The sequence below is a fragment of the Enterobacter adelaidei genome (assembly GCF_041937165.1).
GTDB classification, from domain to species: domain Bacteria; phylum Pseudomonadota; class Gammaproteobacteria; order Enterobacterales; family Enterobacteriaceae; genus Enterobacter; species Enterobacter adelaidei.
In genome coordinates, this window is record NZ_CP154353.1 from 3,362,499 (window position 1) to 3,386,761 (window position 24,263).

Consider the following 24,263-nt stretch of genomic DNA (forward strand, 5'->3'; position numbering starts at 1 on the left):
GGCTCCCCTCTCCTGAGGAGAGGGGATAACCTCACATAAACTCTACAATATCATTGTCATCCGGCTTACCGCCGCTGAGCGCTTCATCAAAATAGTGCTTCGGTACGGTATAGCGCAGATGGTCGAGCGCAAACTGTATACTGCGATCGTCAATGGCATGCCCCAAATCGTCAACGATATCCAGCGTCACATCCCCACCTTCGCGAATCAACGCTTCCTGGGCGGCAACTGCATGCGAGAGCTCAATCACGCGGTCTTCACCACCGTGGATCAGGTGGATCGTCGTCTGCGTGGTGGCGATCGTCGGTAACGTCGCAAAACGACCGTTAAATGCAATGACGCGTGACACCAGACCCGGTTGTGCTTTTACGCTTTCCAGCGACATGATTGATCCCTGTGAGAAGCCAATCAACGCGGTGGCGTCAGCCCCCACGCCGCTCTGCTGCTGCCAGTAGCGCACGATATCAATAAACGCTGGCATGACGGCGTCAATACGAGCCTGACGATTCTCTTCCGTCACGCCCTGCACAGAGAACCACTGCCGACCGTTCGGGCCACATGGCTCTATGCCACCGATGCTGATAATCAAGGCATCCGGAAAAACAGGCGCAAACCAGCTGCCAATCTGGCCCATGTTGACGGCATTATCACCAACACCATGAAACAGCAGCAGTAACTGTTTAGCCGGTTTGTCAGGGCTTTGAACAACAAAATGGTCGTGTTTCATGGTGATCTCCTTAATAGATGACCTGGATTCTACGCCTCCCGGCGGGAATGACCATGCCACTTTACTGAAGAAGTCATTGAAAAAATTGCCATTGCAAAATAGCGTTTTTCAGCTGCTGACAGCGCGCTTTATCCAGACTTTCAAGCGCTTGCGCCGTTTCGCTGCGGAGCTTTGCCAGCAACGCTTTTCGCCCGAGGTCATCCGCTTTCCCTGCCATCTTATCGCGCAGTGCCGGGAGAGGCGTGTCCACACTCAGCAGCAGACGCGTTAGCGCAGCGACGGAGGTTGAAAATGCCCGGTGCGCAAAGGCAAACCCGGCCAGCTCCAGCCAGTCGTCATTATTAAGGGTAGCTTCCCAGCCATCGTCCACCGGGATCTTTTCACCGTTCCAGGCCGATAACACCCGCGCATCGCGCTTCAGACGCAGTTGCGCCTGCTCACACAACTGATGCCCCGCCTTGCTCACCGGCAGCAACGCCATTGCGGTAAAACAGCCACTGCTGGCTTCACGATGGCTACCCATCCGCACCAGCACAAAACCGCATTGCTGCCAGAAATGCCAAAGCTCATCGGTATAGCCAAAACTCACCGACAGATAATCCTCACCGCTGGCGTTGCGAATCAGCGCCTGACCGATACCCTCCCGCTGACGATAAGGGTGTACAGCAATACGAGTCACCCGTCTGCCTTTGAGCATCGCCGCCAGTGGCGATCCGCCATGGGCTGCCAGAGACTGTGCCACCAGGTTCCCACGAGGACGCCGATACCCCGCCCAGACGGCGCGGCTAAGCTCGGGTGATAACCCGCCCTCATCCACCAGCCAGAGCGCTCCGGCGATATCTGAGTCTGTCTGGGCGACGGCAAAATGCTGCCCGGGAGCGTCCATCATGCGGCGTAAATCAAGCGGTGAGGTGCGATAGTGAGCCGCACAGAGTAGCTCGTAAACGCCTGTCGTAAGTGCCGGTTGGCGTTCCCACGCCTCCGGTTCCAGAGAGGTCAAACACACCTCGCCTTCCGGGCGGCGATCGAGAAGCGTATCGTCAAAAAGCAGTGCGCTGGCGACGACCCGCTCAAGCGGGCAGCCCGCAGCCCAGCGAATCGGTACCGATAAGCTGAAGCGCTGCAATCCGGTAAACCGGGCACAGAATTTTAATAAGAACCCTCTCCCCGTCCCCTCATAACCCTGAACCGTCGTGGTCAACAACACGCGAGGAAAACGCAGAACCAACTTTTCAAGTAGCGGGCCGGGGATCGCGGCGGCTTCATCGACAATTAGCCAGTCAGCCTGCAACGAAGAGGCCAGCAGCGCATCCGGGGCCATAAAATTGAAATGCTCTCCTGCAAAACGGGCGATAACATCCGTCGCCCCCTTCGCTGGGGCGGTGACCACTGCGCTGCCCGCAATGCGATTCAGCAACATTCCCGCCAGGGCTGACTTTCCGCGCCCGCGCGCGGCGGTGACGGCCACGATGCCAGGCGACATCCCCTCAAGCACATTGAGGATCTCAGCCTGCTCGCGTTGCGGTCCCCCGCTGGCAGGCAGCCAGTCGGGGGCATCGGGAAAAGAAGGAAGCGATAAAGGATGCCCCTGAAGCCACACAATCGCATCGGGATCGGCGGCAACGGTCCGGCAAAAATGGCGGACAAAATGCGGAGTGGCTATCGCTTCGGCGCTATCGCTCCAGCGCAGGGAATCCTGATCGGGATGTTCAGCCCAGTGCGCGAGCGGCGGAACACGCAGCACCAGAAGACTTCCGGCGCTCAGCGTTCCGCTCAGGGCGGCAAACGCGGCGACATCAAACCCGGCGCTGGCGTCAAAGACAGCGTGCCGGAACTCGCGTCCCAGCAGGCTACTGATGGCTTTTGATGGCTGTTCGTCCAGCCACACCCAGTCTCCTGGTAACGTCTCTCGCAGAGCCGCAGCCTGCGATAACGTCCATTGCTCATCACCGCTCAGCACCACCAGCCGACGTTGACCAGTGCGCTCAAGCTCGCCGATCAGCTGTTCAAACGACGCCATTACATCGCTTTGCCGAAGGTATTACACTGCGCCGGATCGCCGCTGTCGAAACCGCGTTTAAACCAGCTGTAACGTTGTTGCGATGTACCGTGAGTGAAACTGTCCGGCACCACGCGCCCCTGGCTCTGTTGCTGAAGACGGTCATCGCCGATAGCCTGCGCGGCGTTCAGCGCCTCTTCAAGATCGCCGGACTCCAGAACACCCTGCTGCTGCATGCTGTGGCCCCAGACGCCGGCAAAGCAGTCCGCCTGAAGCTCCATTTTTACCGAAAGGCGGTTAACTTCAGCCTGCGAAGCATTTTGCTGAAGCTGACGCACTTTTGGCTCAATCCCCAGCAGCTTTTGCACATGATGGCCGACTTCATGCGCAATCACGTAGCCCTGGGCAAAATCACCGTCAGCGCCAAGCTTGCGTTTCATGTCATCGTAAAAAGAGAGATCGATATAAACTGTGCCATCTGCCGGGCAGTAGAACGGCCCCATCACAGATTGACCGGTACCGCATCCGGTGCGGGTTGCACCGCGGTACATCACCAGCTTCGGCTGCTGGTAGGAACGCCCCATCTTCTCGAACAACTGACCCCAGGTGTCTTCTGTTGTGGCGAGGATAACGGAGGTAAATTTGGCCGCTTCATCTTCATTTGGGCTGATGGAGCGCTGGGAATGTTGCTGCTGTTGCAACGGCTGACCGGTCATCAAACCGGTGAGATCGACCCCGTAATACCCCGCGACCAGCACCACAATCAGCAGAATGATCCCACCCTTCCCGCTGGGTAACCGGAAGCCGGGCCCGCCCATGGAAGGACCGCCACCGCCATCACTGCGTCTGTCTTCTACATTGTCACTTTCACGACGCCCTTGCCAGCGCATAACCACCTCGAACTATTCCATTAATAATAGCTATGATCGTAGGCGGTTAACGGCAAGATTACCATAGGAAACAAAGGTAAGACGCCAAAGGATGCGAACATCCTTTGGCAACTGAGGGAGTTAGTCGAGCTTAACGCCTAAACGGTGAGCAACGGCTTCGTACGCTTCAATCAGGCCACCCAGGCTCTGACGGAAACGGTCTTTGTCCATTTTATCCAGGGTTTCTTTATCCCACAGGCGGCTGCCGTCTGGTGAGAATTCGTCTCCCAGCACCACTTCACCTTTGAACAGGCCAAACTCCAGCTTGAAGTCGACGAGGATCAGGCCCGCGTCATCAAACAGTTTTTTCAGCACGTCGTTGGCTTTATAGGTCAGCTCTTTCATACGCGCCAGGTTCTCTTTATTCACCCAGCCGAAGGTTTCGCAGTAGGAATCATTGACCATCGGATCGTGCATGGCATCGTTTTTCAGGAACAGGTCGAACAGCGGTGGATTCAGCTCGATACCTTCTTCAATGCCCAGACGCTTCACCAGGGAGCCCGCGGCACGGTTACGAACGACGCACTCAACCGGAACCATATCCAGCTTTTTCACCAGACATTCCGTATCGGACAGCAACGCTTCCATCTGAGTCGGGATACCCGCTTCGGCCAGCTTAGTCATAATGAAGTGGTTGAACTTGTTGTTCACCATGCCTTTACGATCGAACTGCTCAATGCGTGCGCCATCCCCTGCTGACGTATCATTGCGGAACTCGAGCACCAACAGATCCGGGTTTTCCGTGCTGTATACGGTCTTCGCTTTGCCACGATACAACTCAGCTTGCTTCTGCATCTTCATTACTCCTGGTGTGATGATTTGTGTTCAAAACTGGGGATATTATGCCACGCACACGTTTGCGTAGCACTAAAATAAAAAGGGCTGGATTAACCAGCCCTCATATTTATTTGCTGAATGCCGCCTGGAAGACAGCGACCAGCGCATCGTTCTGCGACTGGGTCAGCGTGTGACCTTTCGGATCGATAAACTGCAGACTACTGCGGTTATCAAGGTCGCCTACCTGAATCTTGTAGTCACCGGAGGCAAGCTGAGGATCTTTAGCGCCCAGTTCCTGCCACGCGCTGTCAGACAGCGGCTTATACGTTGCCGTGATGCTGCCGGTTGAACGCGTGCTGTCGGTCACTTTCATGCCCACTTTTTCCAGCGTCGCTGGCAGGCGCTGCCAGGTCTGGTTAAACGGTGCACGAACGACCAGCATTGGCAGACCGGTATCATCCGCACCGCTCTGAACGTCGAACGTCACGCCGTTGCGGCTCTGCGCTGCGTTGGCGGCATCAGTCGCGGTCTTATCCAGACCCGCAGCAATCACGTTCAGCATTTCGGTGCTGTAACGCTGCAGGGATGACGCATCTGCAACCGGTTTGCCCGCCTGTTCCAGGTTCAACAGCTTAACGTTAACCGCCTGCTGATAACCTTGTGGTTTAACGGAGACTTGATAGCGACCACGGTACTGCTGATCTTCATCCAGACGGTTCCATTCGATCCAGTCGGTGGTTAACGTCTGGCTGGCGTCATCACGTTTATCAATGGTGTAGTTCTTCGACTGAATGACGCTCACCACCTGCGGCCACAGGGTGCTACCGCGCGCGCTCTCAACCATCAGAGACGCCGTATCACCCGTGAACTGAGTACGCGCCCCGTTTACCAGCGCCAGAGGCTGTGCTGGTGGACGAATATCAAGCGCTTTACCGACCAGGCCGCTGCCGTTGGTCACGGGGATATTATAATCGCCGTTCTGAATCGGCAGGATCATACCAGCCGGTGCGTGAAGTTCAGCAAGCGGGGTCGCATCCAGATAGGATTCATCACCGCTCACCTGGCGCTTGTAGCGCGAGTCTGAACTACAGGCAGCGAGCAGCATAACAAGCGAAACACTCGCAACCTTCGCCAGGCGCGACTTCTGTACTGAATAAGCCATCAAATCTCCCTAAACTTTACAGCAAACCGGCATGCTTCAGCGCTGCCTTAACGATTTCACGACCATGGTCGGTAATCGGTGTCATTGGCAGACGCAGCGTATCGGTTGCTACAAGTCCCAACTCCTTACATGCCCATTTCACCGGGATCGGATTGGGTTCGACAAATAATTTATTGTGCAACGGCATCAGACGCTGATTAATGACACGCGCTTCATCAAAGTGACCCGCTGCTGCCAGTTTGCACATTTCAGCCATATCGCGCGCCGCAACGTTTGCCGTTACGGAGATCACGCCATGACCACCGAGCTGCATAAAGTCCAGCGCGGTCGCATCATCACCACTCAACAGGATAAAGTCGTCTGAAACCAGCTCTTTGATCTGATGAACGCGGCTTAAGTTCCCTGTCGCCTCTTTAATACCGATAATATTTTTTACTTCCGCGAGACGACCAACGGTTTCCGGCAGCATATCGCAGCCAGTACGGGACGGCACATTATACAGAATTTGTGGCAAGTCAGTATGTTCAGCGATGGCTTTGAAGTGCTGGAACAAACCTTCCTGAGTAGGACGGTTGTAGTAAGGGGTTACCGTCAGACAGCCCACAATACCGCTGTCATTAAAACGTTTGGTCAGACTGATAGCTTCTGCGGTTGCATTAGCTCCTGTCCCCGCGATGACAGGAATACGTCCGTCAGCCAGTTCCAGGGTCAGCATGACCACATCGCCGTGCTCTTCGTGGCTCAGCGTTGCAGATTCACCGGTAGTCCCTACCGAAACGATCGCCGAGGTTCCATTGGCGACATGGTAATCAATCAGCTTCTTCATGCTTGACCGGCAGACATTACCTTTTTCATCCATCGGTGTTACAAGCGCGACAATACTTCCCGTGAACATGAGCCATCCTCTGTGCGAACAAGAGTCTCAATGGTACGTTTGGAACTGTAATAAAAGCAAGCGACCTGAGGCCCTCAGGCGGTTGTATGCATGTTTTTTTTATGCTTTCCTTAGGAAGACTTAACCATGCAAAGGAAGAACAGGTTTGACAACCTCATCACAACATTACCTGGTTATCACTGCGCTGGGTGCCGACAGGCCGGGTATCGTGAACACCATCACCCGTCACGTGAGCAGCTGCGGCTGTAATATCGAAGACAGCCGCCTGGCGATGCTTGGCGAAGAGTTCACGTTTATTATGCTGCTGTCCGGAACATGGAATGCGATTACGCTTATCGAATCTACCCTGCCACTGAAAGGTGCGGAGCTGGATTTGCTGATCGTGATGAAACGTACCACCGCGCGCCCGCGTCCGGCTATGCCGGCGACTGTCTGGGTGCAGGTTGAAGTCCCTGATTCCCCCCATCTGATTGAGCGCTTTACCGCGCTATTTGACAGCCATCAGATGAACATCGCTGAGCTCGTTTCCCGTACACAGCCGGGCGACGAGAGCGCCGTTCCCACGCTCTTTATTCAAATTACCGCACACAGCCCTGCCTCACAGGATGCGTCAAATATCGAGCAAGCGTTCAAAGCCCTCTGTACAGAATTAAACGCGCAAGGCAGTATAAGCGTCGTCAATTATTCGCAGCACGAACAGGATGGAGTTGAGTAATGAATCCACTGAAAGCCGGTGATATCGCACCGAAATTTAGCTTACCGGATCAAGACGGCGAGCAAGTAAATTTGACCGACTTCCAGGGACAGCGTGTTCTGGTCTATTTCTACCCGAAAGCCATGACCCCCGGCTGCACCGTACAGGCCTGCGGCTTACGCGACAACATGGACGAGTTGAAAAAAATCGGCGTGGAAGTGCTGGGCATCAGCACCGATAAACCAGAAAAACTGTCACGATTTGCCGAGAAAGAGCTGCTGAACTTCACGCTGCTTTCTGACGAAGACCATCAGGTGTGCGAGCAGTTCGGCGTCTGGGGCGAGAAGACATTTATGGGTAAAACCTACGACGGCATTCACCGTATCAGCTTCCTGATTGACGCTGACGGTAAAGTTGAACATGTGTTTGATGACTTCAAAACCAGCAATCACCACGACGTGGTGTTGAACTGGCTGAAACAAAGTGCCTGATAAACAGCAAAACGGTAACTCAGGTTGCCGTTTTTAGTGTTTACGCCCTCTCCCATGAGAGAGGGTCGGTATGAGGGCATCAGGCCGCGCAAAAACTACTTGTCTTCTATCGCCGGTACATCCGGCCAGGCGTGAACCACGGCTTTAATCAGTGTTGCCAGCGGAATGGCAAAGAACACGCCCCAGAATCCCCACAACCCACCGAAAATTACCACGGATAAGATAATCACCAGCGGATGCAGGTTCACCGCCTCTGAGAACAGTACCGGCACCAGCAGATTACCATCCAGCCCCTGAATAATCAGATACACCGCGAAGCAGCTCCAGAACTCAGTCCCGAGGCCAAACTGGAACAGCGCGACACCCACAACCGGAATGGTCACCACAAACGCGCCGATATACGGAATAAGGACTGAGAGGCCCACCAGAACCGCCAGCAGCAGCGAGTAGTTCAGACCGAAGATCAGGAAGCCGATCCACGTCGCGACCCCGACCACAATCATCTCCAGCACTTTGCCGCGAATGTAGTTGGTGATCTGCTGGTTCATCTCTTGCCAGACCTGTCCTGCCAGCCCGCGATTACGCGGCAAAATGCGCCTGACGGCGTTCAGCATCTGCTCTTTATCTTTGACCAGGAAGAACACCATCAGCGGAACGAGCACGAGGTAAACCGCCAGGGTAAGCAATCCCACCAGGGAGGCCAGTGAGTACTTCACTACCGAATCGCCCATGGTCATGATGCGGGCGCGCATATTTTCGGCCATCGCATCAATAATCCCTGCATCCATCAGGGCTGGATAGCGACGCGGTAGCGTGGCGGCAAAATCAGAAAGTTTATTCAACATGCCCGGCATATCGCGGATCAGGTTAATTCCCTGCTGCCAGGCAACCGGCATGACAACAAACGCCATCAGCAGCAGAATGCCGACAAACAACACCAGTACGATGCTGGTCGCCCAGCGACGGGAACAGCCAATATGTTCCAGCCGCACCGTTGGCCACTCCAGCAGATACGCCAGCACAATCGCCACCAGCAGGGGCGCGAGAAGACCGCTGAAGAAGAACAGAATGCCAAATCCGGCGACCAGAATAACCAGCAAAGCAATGGCTTCCGGGTCGCTGAACCGACGCCGATACCACTGCATTAACATTTCGAGCATACAACCCTTCCCTGAATCGAATTGCAGGAGTGAGAATGTGAATTGTATCTAACTGTCACAAAAAAGACTTTCGCTTTTTGTCTCACTGTCACGATTCGCAAAAGCCTGATGAATGGGATTTTCTTCATGCTGCAACACGGCTACACTCGCAAGGCGAGCTGCGATGAACGATATGCCGGTTCATCGGTCAAATTAGCACAACCAACATACAGGACAGTGGTTATGTTCAGGCAGTTGAAAAAAACACTGGTTGCAACACTGATAGCCGCACTGACGGTCGGTCAGGTGTTGCCCGCTTTTGCTGACTCGTCCGATTCATTGCCGGACATGGGCACCACAGCAGGAAGCACGCTCTCCATTGGGCAAGAGATGCAAATGGGTGATTACTATGTTCGCCAGTTGCGCGGTAGCGCCCCGCTCATCAATGACCCGTTACTTGTTCAGTACATCAACGGTCTGGGGATGCGTCTGGTTGCGCATGCCGACTCGGTAAAAACGCCCTTCCACTTCTATTTAATCAATAATGACGAAATCAACGCCTTCGCCTTCTTTGGCGGCAACGTGGTGCTGCATTCGGCATTATTCCGTTACTCCGATAACGAAAGCCAACTGGCTTCCGTTATGGCACACGAAATTTCGCACGTCACCCAACGCCACCTGGCACGCGCGATGGAAGACCAGAAACGTAATGCCCCGCTGACCTGGGTCGGAGCGCTGGGTTCTATTTTGCTGGCCATGGCCAGCCCACAGGCCGGGATGGCGGCATTAACCGGTACCCTCGCGGGAACGCGACAGGGGATGATCAGCTTTACGCAACAAAACGAACAGGAAGCAGACCGCATCGGGATTCAGGTGCTGCAACGTTCTGGCTTTGACCCACAGGCTATGCCGAGCTTCCTGGAAAAACTGCTCGATCAGGCACGTTACTCTTCCCGTCCACCAGAAATTCTGCTCACCCACCCCTTACCGGAAAGTCGCCTGTCAGATGCGCGTAACCGTGCCAACCAGATGCGCCCGGTCGTGGTCCAGTCGTCGCAGGATTTCTACATGGCGAAAGTGAGAACGCTTGGAATGTACAATTCCGGGCGTAACCAGCTCACCAGCGATCTGCTGGATTCCCTGGCGAAAGGCAATGTGCGTGAAAAAAACGCCGCCCAGTATGGTCAGGCTTTACAGGCAATGGAAGCCAGCAAATACGACGAGGCGCGTAAAGCGCTGCAACCCCTTCTGGCCGCCGACCCGAATAACCCGTGGTATCTCGATCTCTCGACGGATATTGATCTGGGGCAGAAGAAAACCACCGATGCCATTAATCGGCTGAAAGGGGCGAAGGACGTACGTACTAACCCGGTGCTGCAGCTTAACCTGGCGAACGCTTACTTACAGGGTGGTCAACCTGCTGAAGCGGCGACCATTCTGAACCGCTATACCTTTAATAATAAAGACGATCAAAACGGCTGGGATCTGCTCGCTCAGGCGGAAGCCCAACTGGGCAACCGCGATCAGGAGCTGGCGGCGCGTGCCGAAGGCTTTGCCCTGGTGGGGCGCCTCGATCAGGCTATTTCCGCACTCAGCAGCGCCAGCGCGCAGGTCAAACTCGGCAGCCTCCAGCAGGCCCGTTACGACGCGCGAATCGATCAGCTTCGCGGCCTGCAACAGCGCTTTAAGCCGTACGAGAAGATGTAATAAAGGAGAATTCACGTCATGACAGACGCCGTAAAAATTTACCACAATCCGCGCTGCTCCAAGAGCCGCGATACCCTGAGCCTGCTGAAGTCTAACGGTATTGACCCGGAAGTGGTGCTCTATCTCGAGACACCGCCGGACGCACAGACGATTCGCCAGCTGTTGCACATGCTGGGTATGGGAAGTGCAAGAGAGCTGATGCGCCAGAAAGAAGACTTGTACAAGTCGCTCAATCTGGATGACACCCGTCTCACTGAGGCCGAGCTTGTGCAGGCTATGGTTGAAAATCCTAAGCTGATCGAGCGTCCGATAGTCGTGGCAAACGGCCACGCACGCATTGGACGCCCGCCGGAAGACGTACTCGATATACTCTAATTCCCCCGCCGCAGCGCGTTCAAAAACGCCTGCGGCGTGCTGTCTCCCAGTTTTTTCTGCGCTTTACCCTGATTGTAAAATTCGCACAGCTGAATGAGCAACTCTCCGGCAGGTACACTTTTCGCGCGCGGGATAATGTCCTGTAAAGGTGCTGCAACCTGTACGGCGCTGTGTTTTTGCGCATGCACTTTTACGGCGATATCTTGCCCCGGCAGCGTTATGTCAAAACCAAAAGTCTCAATAGATTGTATAAGTGCCGGACACGCTTCAAGTAACGCCTGAACCCAGCGAGTCAGGAGCTGAGGTGATACGCCCGCGTAAAGCCGGGCAAAACACCAGCCGCTCACCGGCTCACGTGCCCACAGCAGGTGTTGCTCCCCACCATCGTCCATATGCAGCGACAAAGGCAGATGATGTAACTCCAGCTGATGCGGCACGATGCCAGCTTTCAGCGCCTTTTTACCCTGCAACGGTGCCCCCTTCTGTGTTGCCGAGGCGGGCTTCAGATAACGGTTCAGGGTCGCTCTGGAAACGGGGATCCCCAGAACGTCATTCACCAGAAGCAGCAACTCATCCAGCGGTGCGCCCAGTATGTCACGCAGCGTATTGACCAGAGTCACCTGCTCTTGTCTCATCGCTTTGTGTATCACTTTTGGCGTCGTATGGTTATCTGAAACCTGTTCGCGATTGCGCCAGCGCCTGACGGTTGTCACCGAGATCCCAAGCTCAACCGCAAGCTCTCTGTCGCTTTTATCAGACTGCTGGAGGTAGCGACGAATACGTGGTGTCGTCGTGGCATTGGCGTGCAGTTTAATTTCCATCGCAAAGCTCCATGAAACCAATCTTATAAGACTTATATAACATCAACGAATGCTTTGTGACCGATTTCACCTTTCGTTCGCCACGCTTCACTGATAATCCACACACATAACATAAACAACACCACTCAATCTTGTACGGAGTTCACAATGAACAATGTTCTGGGATTTCTTGAAGCAAAACTGATGCCGCTGGCGGCCAAAACGGCTCAGCAGCGTCATCTGGGTGCGATTCGCGGTGCCTACGTTTCATTCATGCCATTTATCATCGTCGGCTCTATTCTGCTGGTGATCTCGTCGTTCCCGAATCAAACCTACCAGCAGTTTATGTCTCAGGCCTTTGGTGAAAGCTGGAGTGCCATTATCGAGATCCCGTTTAATGCGGTGTTCTCGACCATGTCGCTGTTCATCAGCTTCCTGGTGGCGTTTCGCCTGGCCGAGCACTACGGTGAAGATCGCATCTCCTGCGGTATTCTGTCGCTGGTCGCTTTCCTGATCCTGACCCCCTTTATCAAAGTGGCTGAAAACGGCGGCATCACCGTGATACCCGTTGAGTGGATTGGCAGTAAAGGGCTGTTTGTTGCGATGATAGGTTCGCTGCTGTGGACGGAGCTGTTCTGCTGGCTGAAGCGCAAAAATCTGGTCATCAAAATGCCAGATGGCGTACCGCCAGCGGTGCAGGAGTCGTTCGCCGCGCTGATCCCGGCGCTGCTGGTGATGATTCTGGTGCTGATTATTCGCATCGTCTTTGAAAATACCCACTACAACACCATTCACCAGTTCATTTATGAAGTCGTTGCTACACCGGTGCGTCACTACGGCACCTCTTACTTTGGCGCGCTGATGACCGTCTTCAGCATCACTATTCTGTGGTCAGTGGGCATTAACTCAGGCTCGATGATCAACGGCATTATTCGTCCGTTGTGGATGGAGAACCAGACCGACAACATCGCTGCTATCCAGGCCGGCACAACCCCGCCGCACATCATCACTGAGCAATTTTTTGACATGATCTGGATGGGCGGCGCAGGGGCAACGCTGTCGCTGGTGATTGCGATGCTCATTTTTGCCCGCAGTAAAAATATGCGCGAAGTCGCACGACTGGGCGCGGGAGCATCGGTGTTCAACATCAACGAGCCAATATTGTTTGGCCTGCCGGTGATCATGAATCCCATAATGCTCATTCCCTTCAATCTTGTCCCACTGGTGCTGGTCACCGTGCAGTATGCAGCAATGAAAATTGGCGCGGTTGCCGTCACTACCGGGGTGTTTATCCCCTGGACGCTGCCTCCCGTCATCAGCGGTTTTATCGTCACCGGACACCTCAGCGGTAGCGTCATGCAGCTTATCAACCTACTGATTGGCGCCATGCTGTATCTACCTTTCATGCGTATCGTGGACAAACAGTACCGCGCGGCGGAAATTGCCACCGTTACGCAATCCGACACCACCCTTGCAAAACAGGAGTAAAGCATGTGGGGAATTATCGCAACCTGGCGAATGGCGCTTGAAGGAGTAACAGAGTCTGCGTCGGCGCTGGCTGCGGGGAAACCGGTCGCTGCGGCGGTGGTGGATGCCGTAGCGACCGTCGAAAACTTTCCGCTTTATAAATCTGTCGGTTACGGCGGGCTGCCAACGGAGAACGGTGAAGTTGAGCTGGATGCTGCTTATATGGATGGCGACACGCTGGCCTTTGGCGCAGTCGGTAACCTGGTGGATATCGCTAACCCGGTACGCGTGGCCCACGCGCTGAGTCGCCAGCGCTATAACAGCCTTCTGGTTGGCCAGGGTGCTCGGGAATGGGCGCTAAGCCAGGGTTTTGCCAACAAAACCATGCTCACCGACCGGGCAATGCAGCATTACCGCAAACGCTGCCGGGAGACGCTGGACAAGGGCCTGAGTCCCTATGATGGCCACGATACCGTCGGCATTATCGGCCTCGATAAACAAGGTTCGATGAGCGTCGCGACCTCCACCAGCGGGCTGTTTATGAAAAAGCGGGGGCGGATTGGTGATTCACCAATAATTGGCTCCGGGTTTTACTGCGACAGTGAAACCGGTGCAGCCACCGCCACGGGCGTCGGTGAAGATCTGATGAAAGGCTGTACCAGCTATGAAATCGTTCGTCGTATGGCGCAGGGAATGTCGCCGCAGCAGGCTGCCGACTCGGTCGTCTTTGAGCTGGAGGACAGACTTATGTCGCGCTTCGGTCGTGTGGGCGATCTTTCCGTCGTTTGCATGAACAACAAGGGCGAATTTGGCGCTGCGACCAACATCAAAACGTTCTCGTTCGTGGTTGCTACCGCTCGCCAGCCTCTTACTGTGTTTCGTACCGAGCGTCTGCATGAGAAGACACATTATCAGGCCGTGGATGAGGAATGGATGCAGGCTTACGCCGCGCGGATCCGCGCGCCGATTGAGGAACAATGATGATTACATATCAGCTTATTACCGCGCTTTCTGATGCGAAGCCGCAGAGCCATTTAATCGCCCGTACCACCTGTAACCTGCTGCCGAAGACAGCGCTTATCGCCGAGATGCGTGACCCGGATTGCATCACGGACACCCGCTTTGGCTGTGCGCCTTTTGCCCGAATCACCCTGCTGCCGGATGCGCTCTGGCACGATAGCCTGACCGAAGAATTACTCACGGCGCTGCGCCCACTCCTGGCCTCACCCGCCAGTCCTGATGTGGTACTGGACGTCACGAATATCAACGACGTTGTACTGGCGCAAGTACTACGTTTTCTCTTTAATCAGGCACACAGGCTCAGCGACTTAAAGCTAAAGAAAACCAACGAATCAGCGGTACGTCTACAGCATATAACCGCTCTTTGTTTGCCGGAGCAGCAGGACAGACTCGAGGCTATCTTCCACCAGCAGCAGGCCATTGCCCATGGCATGGTGGCCGCACGGCGTCTGGCGGATATGCCATCCGATCGCTGCACGCCTGAGTATGTAGTGGAAGAGGCGCAAAAACGGTGTGCCGACTTCCCCGCCCTGCGATGTGAAGTACTCGATGAAACACAAATCATTGAACAAGGTCTGGGGCTGTTGCACGCCGTGGGCAAAGGGGCATCCTGTCCGCCACGTCTGCTGGCCATCCACTATGACGGAGTCACTGATGGCCCGGTGCGCTGCTACGTGGGTAAAGGCATTACGTTTGATACCGGTGGCTTGTGGCTGAAAGAAGGCGCGGGCATGTATACCATGAAGTATGACATGTGCGGGGCGGCAAACGTGCTGGGGCTGATGCTGACCGTCGCAGAGCTGGCGCTGCCCGTACGCATCATGGGCGTGCTGGCGCTAGCGGAAAATGCCATCGGTCCCGATGCCATGCAGCCCGGTACGGTCGCACGCGCCTGCAACGGCACTACGGTTGAAATCAACAACACCGATGCCGAAGGTCGGCTGGTACTGGCAGATGCGATTGCCTGGGCCAGCAAGCGGCATCCGCAGGCGCACTATATTATTGATATGGCCACACTCACTGGCGCGGTGGTAAAAGCGCTGGGGTATGAACTGAGCGGATTGATGACGCAGGATGAGCCTCTGCGTCAGGCACTGACCCGCGCGGGTAAACAGAGCGGCGATGAAGTCTGGTCGCTACCGCTGGATGCACGGCTGAAAAAGCAGACCGACAGCGCCATCGCCGATCTCTGCAATACACCAGGCAATAACGCGGCAATCAGTGCCTCGGCGGCGTGGTTGCTACATCACTTTTGTCCACCAACGATCCCGTGGGCGCATCTGGATATCAGCGGTACGGCGCTGTGGCGTGAGAACGGGCGAAGCGTGGCATCGGGGAGACCAGTTCCGCTGCTGGTGGAGCATTTGTTGAGGGATTGCGTCTGATTGTTTTGCCCGGTTAGGCGCTGCCGCCACCGGGCAAAAAACTTAAAGCTTGAGAATATCTTTCACAAACGGAATCGTCAGCTTGCGCTGGGCGGTAATGGAGGCGCGATCGAGCTGATCGAGCGTATCAAAGAGGGTACGCATTTCACGATCCAGACGCTTGAGCAGAAAACGGCCCACGTCTTCCGGCAGCTCAAACCCACGCTGCTTTGCGCGCAGCTGTAACGCCTGGAGCTTGTCTTCATCCGACAGCGGCTGGAGCTTATAGATTTGTCCCCAGTCCAGACGAGATGCCAGATCCGGCAGCCCCAGATTGAGCTGGCGTGGCGGACGATCGCCGGTGATCAGCAGCCGGGTTTTACCCGACTCCAGAATGCGGTTGTAGAGGTTAAAAATCGCCATTTCCCACGGCTCATCCCCCGCCACGCATTCGATATTATCAATGCAGACCAGTGAGAGATGTTCCATTCCCTCCATAACTTCAGGTACAAACCAGGTACGTTTATCCAGCGGCACATAACCTACCGCATCACCACGCGCAGAAAGTTCCGCACAGGCGGCATGCAGCAGGTGGCTGCGCCCCGCGCCTTCGCGTGACCAGATATAGATGTATCCGCTGTGTTCCTGACGCAGCACGTTTTGCAGTGCAGCCAGTAAAGAGGGGTTATCACCCGGCCAGAAACTCGCGAAAGTTTCGTCGTCAGGGAGATAAAGTGGCAGAGAGAGCTGTGCCGGTCCGTTCAGAAGTACCTCAACCAGATCTTACATAAAATCGGAACGGAGTTTAACACGGAACCTGCAAGGAGAGAACCGGGCGGATCGCCCGCCCGGTTTTACGATCAATGTGACGCTTTTTCGCTTTCGTCGGCGTCCAGCACCACCTCTTCCGGGCGGATCACGGAAATCAGCTTGAAAATCAAGCTCAGACCCACGCCAACGATGGTCGCCAGCGCCATGCCTTTCAGCTCGGCCGCACCGATGTGTACCTTGGCACCGCTCACGCCGATGATCAGGATCACGGAGGTCAGGATCAGGTTCTGCGCTTTGCTGTAATCCACTTTGGATTCAATCAGCACACGAATACCAGACGCTCCGATTACCCCATAAAGCAGCAGAGAAACACCGCCCATCACCGGTACCGGGATGATCTGGATCGCCGCCGCCAGTTTGCCCACACAAGACAGCAGGATAGCAATGATGGCCGCACCGCCGATAACCTAGGTACTGTAGACACGGGTAATGGCCATCACCCCGATGTTCTCGCCGTAAGTGGTGTTTGGCGTAGAGCCGAAGAAACCGGAGATAATGGTAGAGAAGCCGTTAGCAAACATAGAACGGTGCAGACCCGGGTCGCGGATCAGATCGCGTTTCACGATATTTGCCGTCACCACCAGGTGACCCACGTGCTCAGCAATCACCACCAACGCCGCAGGCAGAATGGTGAAGATAGCAAACCATTCAAAGCGTGGTGTATAGAAAGTTGGCAGGGCAAACCAGTGCGCCTGGGCAATTGGCGTGGTATCGACAACACCCATCATAAAGGAGAGCGCATAACCCGCCAGCACCCCGATCAGGATCGGGATAATCGCCATGAAACCACGGAACAGCACGGAGCCAAACACCGTTACGCCCAGCGTCACCAGAGAAATGATAATGGTTTTGGAATCCGGTGACTGACCGTCAGCAGGCAGTAAACCAGCCATATTCGCCGCCACACCGGCCAGTTCCAGACCGATAACGGCAACGATTGCGCCCATCGCCGCAGGCGGGAACATCACGTCCAGCCAGCCAGTACCGGCTTTCTTCACAATGAAGGACACTACGCAGAACAGCACGCCACACATGATAAAGCCGCCCAGCGCCACTTCGTAGCCAAGCGGTAGCAGCAACAGGACCGGAGAAATAAAGGCGAAGCTCGACCCCAGATACGCCGGGATTTTGCCTTTACAGATAAAGAGGTACAACAGCGTCCCGATACCGTTGAACAGCAGTACGGTAGCCGGGTTAATGTGAAACAGGATTGGCACCAGCACGGTTGCGCCAAACATAGCGAACAGGTGCTGCAAACTAAGCGGGATAGTCTGTAAAAGCGGCGGTCTTTCACTCACCCCGATAGCACGGCGCGTCATAGTGTTTTCCTCTGAGTAGTATTGTTGGTGTTTTATTCAAAAAAAAGCCGACTATCAAAGTCGGCTTATTTATCGTTATTCGATTACTTAGTACCAAAAATCTTATCGCCGGCATCGCCAAGCCCCGGGATGATGTACCCGTGCTCATTCAGCCCCTGGTCGATAGATGCGGTATACAGCTCAACGTCCGGGTGCGCTTTTTCCAGCGCCGCGATACCTTCCGGTGCCGCAACCAGCACCAGCACTTTAATGCTGCTGCAGCCCGCTTTTTTCAGCAGGTCAATGGTGGCAATCATAGAACCGCCGGTTGCCAGCATTGGGTCAACCACCAGCGCCATACGCTCGTCGATGTTAGACACCAGCTTCTGGAAGTAAGGAACCGGCTCCAGCGTCTCTTCATTACGGTAGATACCGACGACGCTGATACGCGCGCTTGGCACGTGCTCCAGCACACCTTCCATCATGCCAAGACCGGCACGCAGAATAGGCACAACGGTAATTTTCTTACCTTTGATCTGTTCAACCTGCACCGGGCCGTTCCAGCCTTCGATGGTGACTTTTTCTGTTTCCAGATCGGAGGTTGCTTCGTAGGTCAGCAGGCTGCCCACTTCAGAAGCCAGTTCGCGAAAACGCTTCGTGCTGATGTCATGCTCACGCATCAGGCCCAACTTGTGTTTAACGAGTGGGTGTTTCACTTCCACAATCTTCATTCTCTTTCTCCTCTGAGGTGGCATCCGCAAAAAAATCGCGGGATTATACCGCTTTTTTCGGATTAGGCCATACCCATCTTGCTTGACAGCGATCAAGCAAAGATAAAAAAACCGGAGGTATATCTCCGGCTTGAGTGCGAGGTTCTGCCCGGTGGCGCTACGCTTACGCGGGCCTACGGAAAGTGTAGGTCGGGTAAGCGTTAGCGCCACCCGACAATTACAGGTTATCGCCGTTGCTCGCAATCACCTGCTTATACCAGTCGAACGACTTCTTCTTGCTGCGGTTCAGCGTGCCGTTGCCTTCGTTATCTTTGTCGACAAAGATAAAGCCGTAGCGTTTTTTCATTTCGCCGGTACCGGCAGACACCAGGTCAATACAGCCCCACGGGGTATACCCCATCAGGTCAACGCCATCTTCAACCACCGCTTTTTTCATTTCACGGATGTGCGCCGCAAGATAATCAATGCGGTACTGGTCGTTCACCGTGCTGTCGCTCTCCTGCACGTCAATAGCACCAAAACCGTTCTCAACGATGAACAGCGGCAACTGGTAGTGATCCCAGAACCAGTTCAGGGAGTAACGCAGCCCAACCGGGTCAATCTGCCAGCCCCAGTCGGATTTCTGCACATATGGGTTGGAGACCAGGCTCTTGCTCTCGTCGTAATCCAGCTGCGGGTTGTCAGCCGTCGCTTTGGTGGCGAAGGACATGTAATAGCTGAATCCGATGTAGTCCACACATCCCTGCTTAAGTGCGGCTTTATCTTCTTCGGTAATATCCAACGCAAAGCCACGACGCTCAAAGTAGTTGAGCAGGTGCTGCGGATACTTGCCGCGTACGTGAACGTCGGTAAACCAGTAACGACGGTGCATGGCGTTCATCGCCATCATCATGTCGTCTGGCGCGCAGGTCAGAGGATAAATCGGGCACATGGCAATCATGCAGCCGATTTGCAGCGACGGGTTAATCTCACGCCCCGCTTTTACCGCCAGTGCACTGGCTACAAGCTCATAGTGCGCGGCCTGGAACATTACCGGCTCACGGTCTTCGCCCGGCTCATACTTCAACCCGGAGTTGGTAAATGGCGCAAAGTCTTCGTGGAAGTTCGCCTGGTTGTTGATCTCGTTAAAGGTCATCCAGTACTTCACTTTGTGCTGATAGCGCTGGAAAACCACTTTTGAGAAACGGACAAAGAAATCGATCAGTTTACGGTTACGCCAGCCGCCGTATTCGGTGACCAGATGGAAAGGCATCTCGAAGTGAGAGAGCGTGATGACCGGCTCGATGCCGTGCTTCAGGCACTCGTCGAACAGATCGTCATAGAATTTCAGGCCAGCCTCGTTAGGTTCCAGCTCATCCCCTTTCGGGAAGATCCGCGTCCAGGCTATCGAAGTGCGGAAGCATTTGAACCCCATCTCGGCAAAGAGTTTGATGTCTTCTTTATAACGATGGTAGAAGTCGATGGCTTCATGGTTAGGGTAATTTTTCCCCTGCAACACGCCGTTGGTGATTTCACGCGGCACGCCATGCGCGCCTGCGGTCATGACATCAGCAACGCTAACGCCTTTTCCACCCTCTTTCCAGCCCCCTTCCAGCTGATGCGCCGCAACCGCACCACCCCACAGAAAACCTTCTTTAAATCCTGACATTCTCTTTCCCTCATTCTGCGTTATTTTCTGCAAAAACAATTACAGAAACCGGTTTCAGTTGAATGATGTGCAAAGGTGATTCCTGTTGCAAGCAGAAAACCGAAACCGGTTTCATTTTCGTGAACAGACTCAAGTTTGAGCACATTGACAGGCCGCACAGAAAAAAAAATCGTCTCACCGAGAATAGGCTCGCAAACGTTTGCCTGGACTGTTAGAATTGCGCCGATTTTTCTTACTAGCTATGCAATCGCGTGGGGACTTAAGCCGTGACCAACAAAACTTCTCTCAGCTACAAAGATGCCGGTGTTGATATTGACGCAGGTAATGCGCTGGTTGACCGAATCAAAGGTGTGGTGAAAAAAACCCGCCGCCCGGAAGTGATGGGTGGTCTGGGTGGATTCGGCGCACTGTGCGCGCTGCCGCAAAAATATCGTGAACCTGTTCTGGTCTCGGGTACTGATGGTGTAGGTACAAAACTGCGCCTGGCGATGGATTTAAAACGTCATGACACGATCGGTATCGATCTGGTCGCGATGTGTGTGAATGACCTGGTCGTTCAGGGTGCTGAACCGCTGTTCTTCCTCGATTATTACGCGACCGGTAAACTGGACGTGGATACCGCAGCCAGCGTGATTAACGGTATTGCCGAAGGGTGTCTGCAGTCAGGCTGCGCGCTGGTCGGCGGTGAAACCGCAGAAATGCCAGGCATGTATCACGGCGAAGATTATGACGTCGCCGGTTTCTGCGTCGGCGTGGTAGAAAAATCAGAAATTATCGACGGCAGCAAAGTGGCTGATGGTGATGTCCTGATCGCACTTGCTTCCAGCGGCCCGCACTCTAACGGCTACTCTCTGGTACGTAAAATCATCGAAGTCAGCGGTTGCGACCCACAGACCACTGAACTGGATGGCAAACCGCTTGCCGATCACCTGCTGGCTCCAACCCGCATTTACGTGAAAAACGTGCTGGAATTGATCGAGAACGTCGACGTTCATGCGATTGCCCACCTGACCGGCGGCGGCTTCTGGGAAAACATTCCGCGCGTTCTGCCGGACAACACCCAGGCCGTGATCGACGAATCCTCCTGGCAGTGGCCGTCCGTGTTTAACTGGCTGCAAACCGCAGGCAACGTCAGCTCTCACGAAATGTACCGTACCTTTAACTGCGGCGTGGGCATGATTATCGCCCTGCCAGCGAGCGAAGCGGATAAAGCGGTTAAACTGCTGACAGAGAAAGGTGAAAACGCGTGGAAAATCGGTACTATTAAAGCTTCCGATTCCGAACAACGTGTGGTCATTGAATGAAAAACATCGTGGTGCTCATTTCCGGTAACGGAAGCAATTTGCAGGCAATAATTGACGCCTGCAAACAGAAGAAGATCAATGGCACCATTCGGGCAGTATTCAGCAACAAGGCCGACGCGTTCGGCCTTGAGCGTGCCCGGGAAGCGAGTATTCCCGCGCACGCGCTGGAAGCCAGCCAGTTCGCCGGGCGTGAAGCCTTTGACCGCGAGCTGGTTCAGGAAATTGATGCCTACGCGCCTGATGTCGTGGTGCTGGCGGGCTATATGCGTATCCTGAGCCCGGCTTTTGTTGAGCACTATGCTGGACGCCTGCTGAATATCCACCCTTCTTTGCTGCCGAAGTATCCTGGCTTGCACACCCATCGTCAGGTTCTGGAAAACGGCGATGAAGAGCATGGTACCTCCGTGCATTTCGTTACCGACGAACTGGATGGTGGCCCGGTGATCCTGCAGGCGAAAGTGCCGGTCTTTGACGGCGATAACGAAGAAGACGTGACCGAACGCGTACAGGTCCAGGAACATGCAATTTATCCGCTGGTGGTAAGCTGGTTTGTCGACGGGCGTCTGGAGATGCGTGACGGCGCTGCCTGGCTCGACGGCGTGAAGTTACCCCCGCAGGGTTATGCGGCCGAAGAGTAGTGTGTTATGTCGGGTGGCGCTACGCTTACCCGACCTGCAAATTGCATTACCCGATATTCCCTTCTCCAACCCTCTAAAATTCCCAACAAAAAAAATAACTGTCATACTTTTCTGGCACTGTTGGACATATCGTGGAAATGCTCGCCATAATAAGGACGAGACGGATTTACCACGTCCTGTGATTGAACTGGAGTGTGAGCTGTAATGGGTCAGGAAAAGTTATATATCGAGAAAGAGCTAAGCTGGTTAGCATTCAACGAACGTGTACTCCAGGAAGCGGCTGACAAAAGTAACCCGCTGATCGAGCGCATGCGTTTTTTGGGCATTTATTCCAACAACCTGGATGAGTTCTACAAGGTTCGTTTTGCCGAGCTAAAACGGCGAATCATCATCAGCGAAGAACAGGGCTTAAACTCTCACTCGCGGCATCTGTTGGGCAAAATCCAGTCCCGCGTGTTGAAAGCCGATCAGGAATTTGACGGCCTGTATAACGAACTGCTGCTGGAAATGGCACGCAATCAAATCTTCCTGATTAACGAACGACAGCTTTCCGTTAACCAACAAAACTGGCTGCGCCATTACTTCAAACAGTATCTGCGTCAGCACATCACCCCGATTCTGATCAACCGCGAAACCGACCTGGTGCAGTTCCTGAAAGATGACTACACCTACCTGGCGGTGGAAATTATCCGCGGTGATTCGATCCGCTACGCGCTGCTTGAGATCCCGTCCGACAAGGTGCCGCGCTTTGTGAACCTGCCGCCGGAAACCCCGCGCAGACGCAAACCGATGATCCTGCTGGATAACATCCTGCGCTACTGTCTGGACGACATCTTCAAAGGCTTCTTCGATTACGATGCGTTAAACGCCTATTCCATGAAGATGACCCGTGACGCCGAATATGACCTGGTGCACGAGATGGAAGCCAGCCTGATGGAACTGATGTCGTCCAGCCTGAAACAGCGCCTGACGGCCGAGCCGGTGCGCTTTGTTTACCAGCGCGACATGCCAGACGCTATGGTGGAGATGCTGCGCGAGAAGCTGACCATCTCGCGCTATGACTCCATCGTGCCGGGCGGTCGCTACCACAACTTTAAAGACTTTATTGGCTTCCCGAACGTCGGCAAAGCCAATCTGGTGAACAAGCCGCTGCCGCGCCTGCGCCATCTGTGGTTCGACAAATTCCGCAACGGATTCGACGCGATTCGCGAACGTGACGTCCTGCTCTACTATCCGTATCACACGTTTGAACACGTGCTGGAACTGCTGCGTCAGGCCTCCTTCGACCCGAGCGTGCTGGCAATCAAAATCAACATCTACCGCGTGGCAAAAGATTCCCGCATCATAGACGCGATGATCCATGCGGCGCATAACGCCAAGAAAGTCACTGTGGTGGTTGAGCTGCAGGCGCGCTTCGACGAAGAGGCGAACATTCACTGGGCGCGCCGTCTGACGGAAGCCGGTGTGCACGTCATCTTCTCCGCGCCGGGGCTGAAAATTCACGCCAAGCTGTTCCTGATCTCCCGTAAAGAGGGCGACGAGGTGGTGCGTTATGCCCACATCGGTACCGGGAACTTCAACGAGAAAACCGCACGAATTTATACGGACTACTCGCTGTTGACCGCTGATGCCCGCATCACTAACGAGGTACGCCGGGTATTTAACTTTATTGAAAACCCGTACCGCCCGGTGAATTTCGATTATCTGCTGGTCTCGCCGCAGAACTCACGCCGCCTGCTGTACGATATGATCGATAAAGAGATCGCTAATGCGCAGAAAGGATTGTCATCCGGCATCACGCTAAAGCTCAACAATCTGGTCGACAAAGGGCTGGTTGACCGCCTGTACGCGGCGTCCAGTTCCGGCGTGCCGGTTAACCTGCTGATCCGCGGCATGTGCTCGCTGATCCCTGAACTAGAAGGCATCAGCGACAATATTCGCGTCATCAGCATTGTTGACCGTTACCTGGAACACGATCGCGTCTATATTTTCGATAATGCGGGTGACAAACAGGTTTACCTCTCTTCTGCAGACTGGATGACACGCAATATTGACTATCGAATTGAAGTCGCGGCACCGCTGCTGGATCCGCGACTGAAGCAGCAGATCCTCGATATCATCGAGATTCTGTTCAGCGATACGGTGAAAGCACGCTATATCGACAAAGAACTCAGTAACCGCTATGTACCGCGCGGCAACCGCCGTAAAGTGCGGTCGCAACTGGCGATTTACGACTATATCAAATCACTCGAGCAACCCGATTAACC

At 54.5% G+C, this 24,263-nt stretch carries 21 protein-coding genes and 1 pseudogene; 10 read left to right on the forward strand and 12 right to left on the reverse strand.

Going from position 1 to position 24,263, the window contains the following annotated elements; all coding sequences use genetic code 11:
* Window positions 1-31: 31 nt before the first annotated feature.
* The 6 genes from ypfH to dapA all read right to left on the reverse strand — a co-directional run bounded on the left by ypfH (window position 32) and on the right by dapA (window position 6,489).
* Window positions 32-727 carry an esterase gene (gene ypfH / locus AAHF05_RS16390; RefSeq protein WP_028016139.1) on the reverse strand — a complete coding sequence of 232 codons (696 nt, stop codon included), beginning with the start codon at window positions 725-727 and terminating at the stop codon, window positions 32-34.
* Window positions 728-800: 73 nt separating this feature from the next.
* A complete protein-coding gene (locus AAHF05_RS16395; RefSeq protein ID WP_108090871.1) occupies window positions 801-2,747 on the reverse strand; it encodes a tRNA(Met) cytidine acetyltransferase TmcA in 1,947 nt (648 codons plus the stop codon).
* Window positions 2,747-3,616 carry a neutral zinc metallopeptidase gene (locus AAHF05_RS16400; protein ID WP_049007811.1) on the reverse strand — a complete coding sequence of 290 codons (870 nt, stop codon included), beginning with the start codon at window positions 3,614-3,616 and terminating at the stop codon, window positions 2,747-2,749. The genes AAHF05_RS16395 and AAHF05_RS16400 overlap by 1 nt, the downstream gene beginning before the upstream one ends.
* A gap of 120 nt (window positions 3,617-3,736) precedes the next feature.
* Window positions 3,737-4,450, reverse strand: a complete 714-nt coding sequence (purC, locus tag AAHF05_RS16405; RefSeq protein ID WP_014071282.1) for a phosphoribosylaminoimidazolesuccinocarboxamide synthase — start codon at window positions 4,448-4,450, stop codon at window positions 3,737-3,739.
* A 109-nt stretch (window positions 4,451-4,559) separates the two neighbouring features.
* Window positions 4,560-5,594 (reverse strand): outer membrane protein assembly factor BamC, encoded by a 1,035-nt coding sequence (bamC, locus tag AAHF05_RS16410; RefSeq protein ID WP_028016136.1) that lies wholly within the window; start codon window positions 5,592-5,594, stop codon window positions 4,560-4,562.
* A 16-nt stretch (window positions 5,595-5,610) separates the two neighbouring features.
* Window positions 5,611-6,489: a 4-hydroxy-tetrahydrodipicolinate synthase gene (gene dapA / locus AAHF05_RS16415; protein WP_049007810.1), complete on the reverse strand. Its 879-nt coding sequence runs from the start codon at window positions 6,487-6,489 to the stop codon at window positions 5,611-5,613.
* A gap of 145 nt (window positions 6,490-6,634) precedes the next feature.
* Between dapA and AAHF05_RS16420 the strand changes: the two genes are divergently transcribed.
* Window positions 6,635-7,204 carry a glycine cleavage system transcriptional repressor gene (locus AAHF05_RS16420; protein ID WP_028016134.1) on the forward strand — a complete coding sequence of 190 codons (570 nt, stop codon included), beginning with the start codon at window positions 6,635-6,637 and terminating at the stop codon, window positions 7,202-7,204.
* Window positions 7,204-7,674: a thioredoxin-dependent thiol peroxidase gene (gene bcp / locus AAHF05_RS16425; protein ID WP_129324024.1), complete on the forward strand. Its 471-nt coding sequence runs from the start codon at window positions 7,204-7,206 to the stop codon at window positions 7,672-7,674. The genes AAHF05_RS16420 and bcp overlap by 1 nt, the downstream gene beginning before the upstream one ends.
* A 95-nt stretch (window positions 7,675-7,769) precedes the next feature.
* Here the strand turns inward: bcp and AAHF05_RS16430 are convergent, their stop codons facing one another.
* Window positions 7,770-8,834, reverse strand: coding sequence for an AI-2E family transporter (locus AAHF05_RS16430; protein WP_114977550.1), 1,065 nt, complete (start codon window positions 8,832-8,834; stop codon window positions 7,770-7,772).
* A 222-nt stretch (window positions 8,835-9,056) separates the two neighbouring features.
* Between AAHF05_RS16430 and bepA the strand changes: the two genes are divergently transcribed.
* Window positions 9,057-10,520, forward strand: coding sequence for a beta-barrel assembly-enhancing protease (gene bepA, locus AAHF05_RS16435; protein WP_028016132.1), 1,464 nt, complete (start codon window positions 9,057-9,059; stop codon window positions 10,518-10,520).
* A gap of 18 nt (window positions 10,521-10,538) precedes the next feature.
* A complete protein-coding gene (gene arsC / locus AAHF05_RS16440) occupies window positions 10,539-10,895 on the forward strand; it encodes an arsenate reductase (glutaredoxin) (RefSeq protein ID WP_108090874.1) in 357 nt (118 codons plus the stop codon).
* Here arsC and AAHF05_RS16445 read toward each other — a convergent pair.
* Complete coding sequence (locus AAHF05_RS16445; protein WP_129324023.1) at window positions 10,892-11,716, reverse strand: XRE family transcriptional regulator; 825 nt, start codon at window positions 11,714-11,716, stop codon at window positions 10,892-10,894. The genes arsC and AAHF05_RS16445 overlap by 4 nt on opposite strands.
* A gap of 147 nt (window positions 11,717-11,863) precedes the next feature.
* Between AAHF05_RS16445 and celB the strand changes: the two genes are divergently transcribed.
* Genes celB through AAHF05_RS16460 form a run of 3 tightly spaced genes read left to right on the forward strand, consistent with a single transcriptional unit; the run spans window position 11,864 to window position 15,567 of the window.
* Window positions 11,864-13,183 (forward strand): PTS cellobiose transporter subunit IIC, encoded by a 1,320-nt coding sequence (celB, locus tag AAHF05_RS16450; protein ID WP_028016129.1) that lies wholly within the window; start codon window positions 11,864-11,866, stop codon window positions 13,181-13,183.
* Between the two features lie 3 nt (window positions 13,184-13,186).
* On the forward strand, window positions 13,187-14,143 hold the full coding sequence (locus AAHF05_RS16455; protein WP_129324022.1) for a N(4)-(beta-N-acetylglucosaminyl)-L-asparaginase: 957 nt from the start codon (window positions 13,187-13,189) through the stop codon (window positions 14,141-14,143).
* On the forward strand, window positions 14,143-15,567 hold the full coding sequence (locus tag AAHF05_RS16460; protein ID WP_129324056.1) for a M17 family metallopeptidase: 1,425 nt from the start codon (window positions 14,143-14,145) through the stop codon (window positions 15,565-15,567). Before AAHF05_RS16455 ends, AAHF05_RS16460 begins: the two co-directional genes overlap by 1 nt.
* Window positions 15,568-15,609: 42 nt before the next feature.
* Here the strand turns inward: AAHF05_RS16460 and AAHF05_RS16465 are convergent, their stop codons facing one another.
* From AAHF05_RS16465 to AAHF05_RS16480, 4 genes and pseudogenes are all read right to left on the reverse strand, one after another.
* Window positions 15,610-16,311: a DnaA inactivator Hda gene (locus AAHF05_RS16465; protein ID WP_218064865.1), complete on the reverse strand. Its 702-nt coding sequence runs from the start codon at window positions 16,309-16,311 to the stop codon at window positions 15,610-15,612.
* A gap of 95 nt (window positions 16,312-16,406) precedes the next feature.
* Window positions 16,407-17,696, reverse strand: a pseudogene (uraA, locus tag AAHF05_RS16470) (uracil permease).
* Window positions 17,697-17,779: 83 nt separating this feature from the next.
* A complete protein-coding gene (gene upp / locus AAHF05_RS16475; RefSeq protein WP_008501641.1) occupies window positions 17,780-18,406 on the reverse strand; it encodes a uracil phosphoribosyltransferase in 627 nt (208 codons plus the stop codon).
* Window positions 18,407-18,623: 217 nt separating this feature from the next.
* Window positions 18,624-20,054: a 6-phospho-beta-glucosidase gene (locus AAHF05_RS16480; protein WP_129324021.1), complete on the reverse strand. Its 1,431-nt coding sequence runs from the start codon at window positions 20,052-20,054 to the stop codon at window positions 18,624-18,626.
* A gap of 266 nt (window positions 20,055-20,320) precedes the next feature.
* Between AAHF05_RS16480 and purM the strand changes: the two genes are divergently transcribed.
* The 3 genes from purM (at window position 20,321) to ppk1 (ending at window position 24,261) form a co-directional block, all read left to right on the forward strand.
* Window positions 20,321-21,358, forward strand: a complete 1,038-nt coding sequence (gene purM / locus AAHF05_RS16485; protein ID WP_129324020.1) for a phosphoribosylformylglycinamidine cyclo-ligase — start codon at window positions 20,321-20,323, stop codon at window positions 21,356-21,358.
* Window positions 21,355-21,996, forward strand: coding sequence for a phosphoribosylglycinamide formyltransferase (gene purN, locus AAHF05_RS16490; protein WP_049007804.1), 642 nt, complete (start codon window positions 21,355-21,357; stop codon window positions 21,994-21,996). Before purM ends, purN begins: the two co-directional genes overlap by 4 nt.
* Window positions 21,997-22,200: 204 nt before the next feature.
* A complete protein-coding gene (gene ppk1, locus AAHF05_RS16495; RefSeq protein ID WP_028016121.1) occupies window positions 22,201-24,261 on the forward strand; it encodes a polyphosphate kinase 1 in 2,061 nt (686 codons plus the stop codon).
* Window positions 24,262-24,263 lie beyond the last annotated feature (2 nt).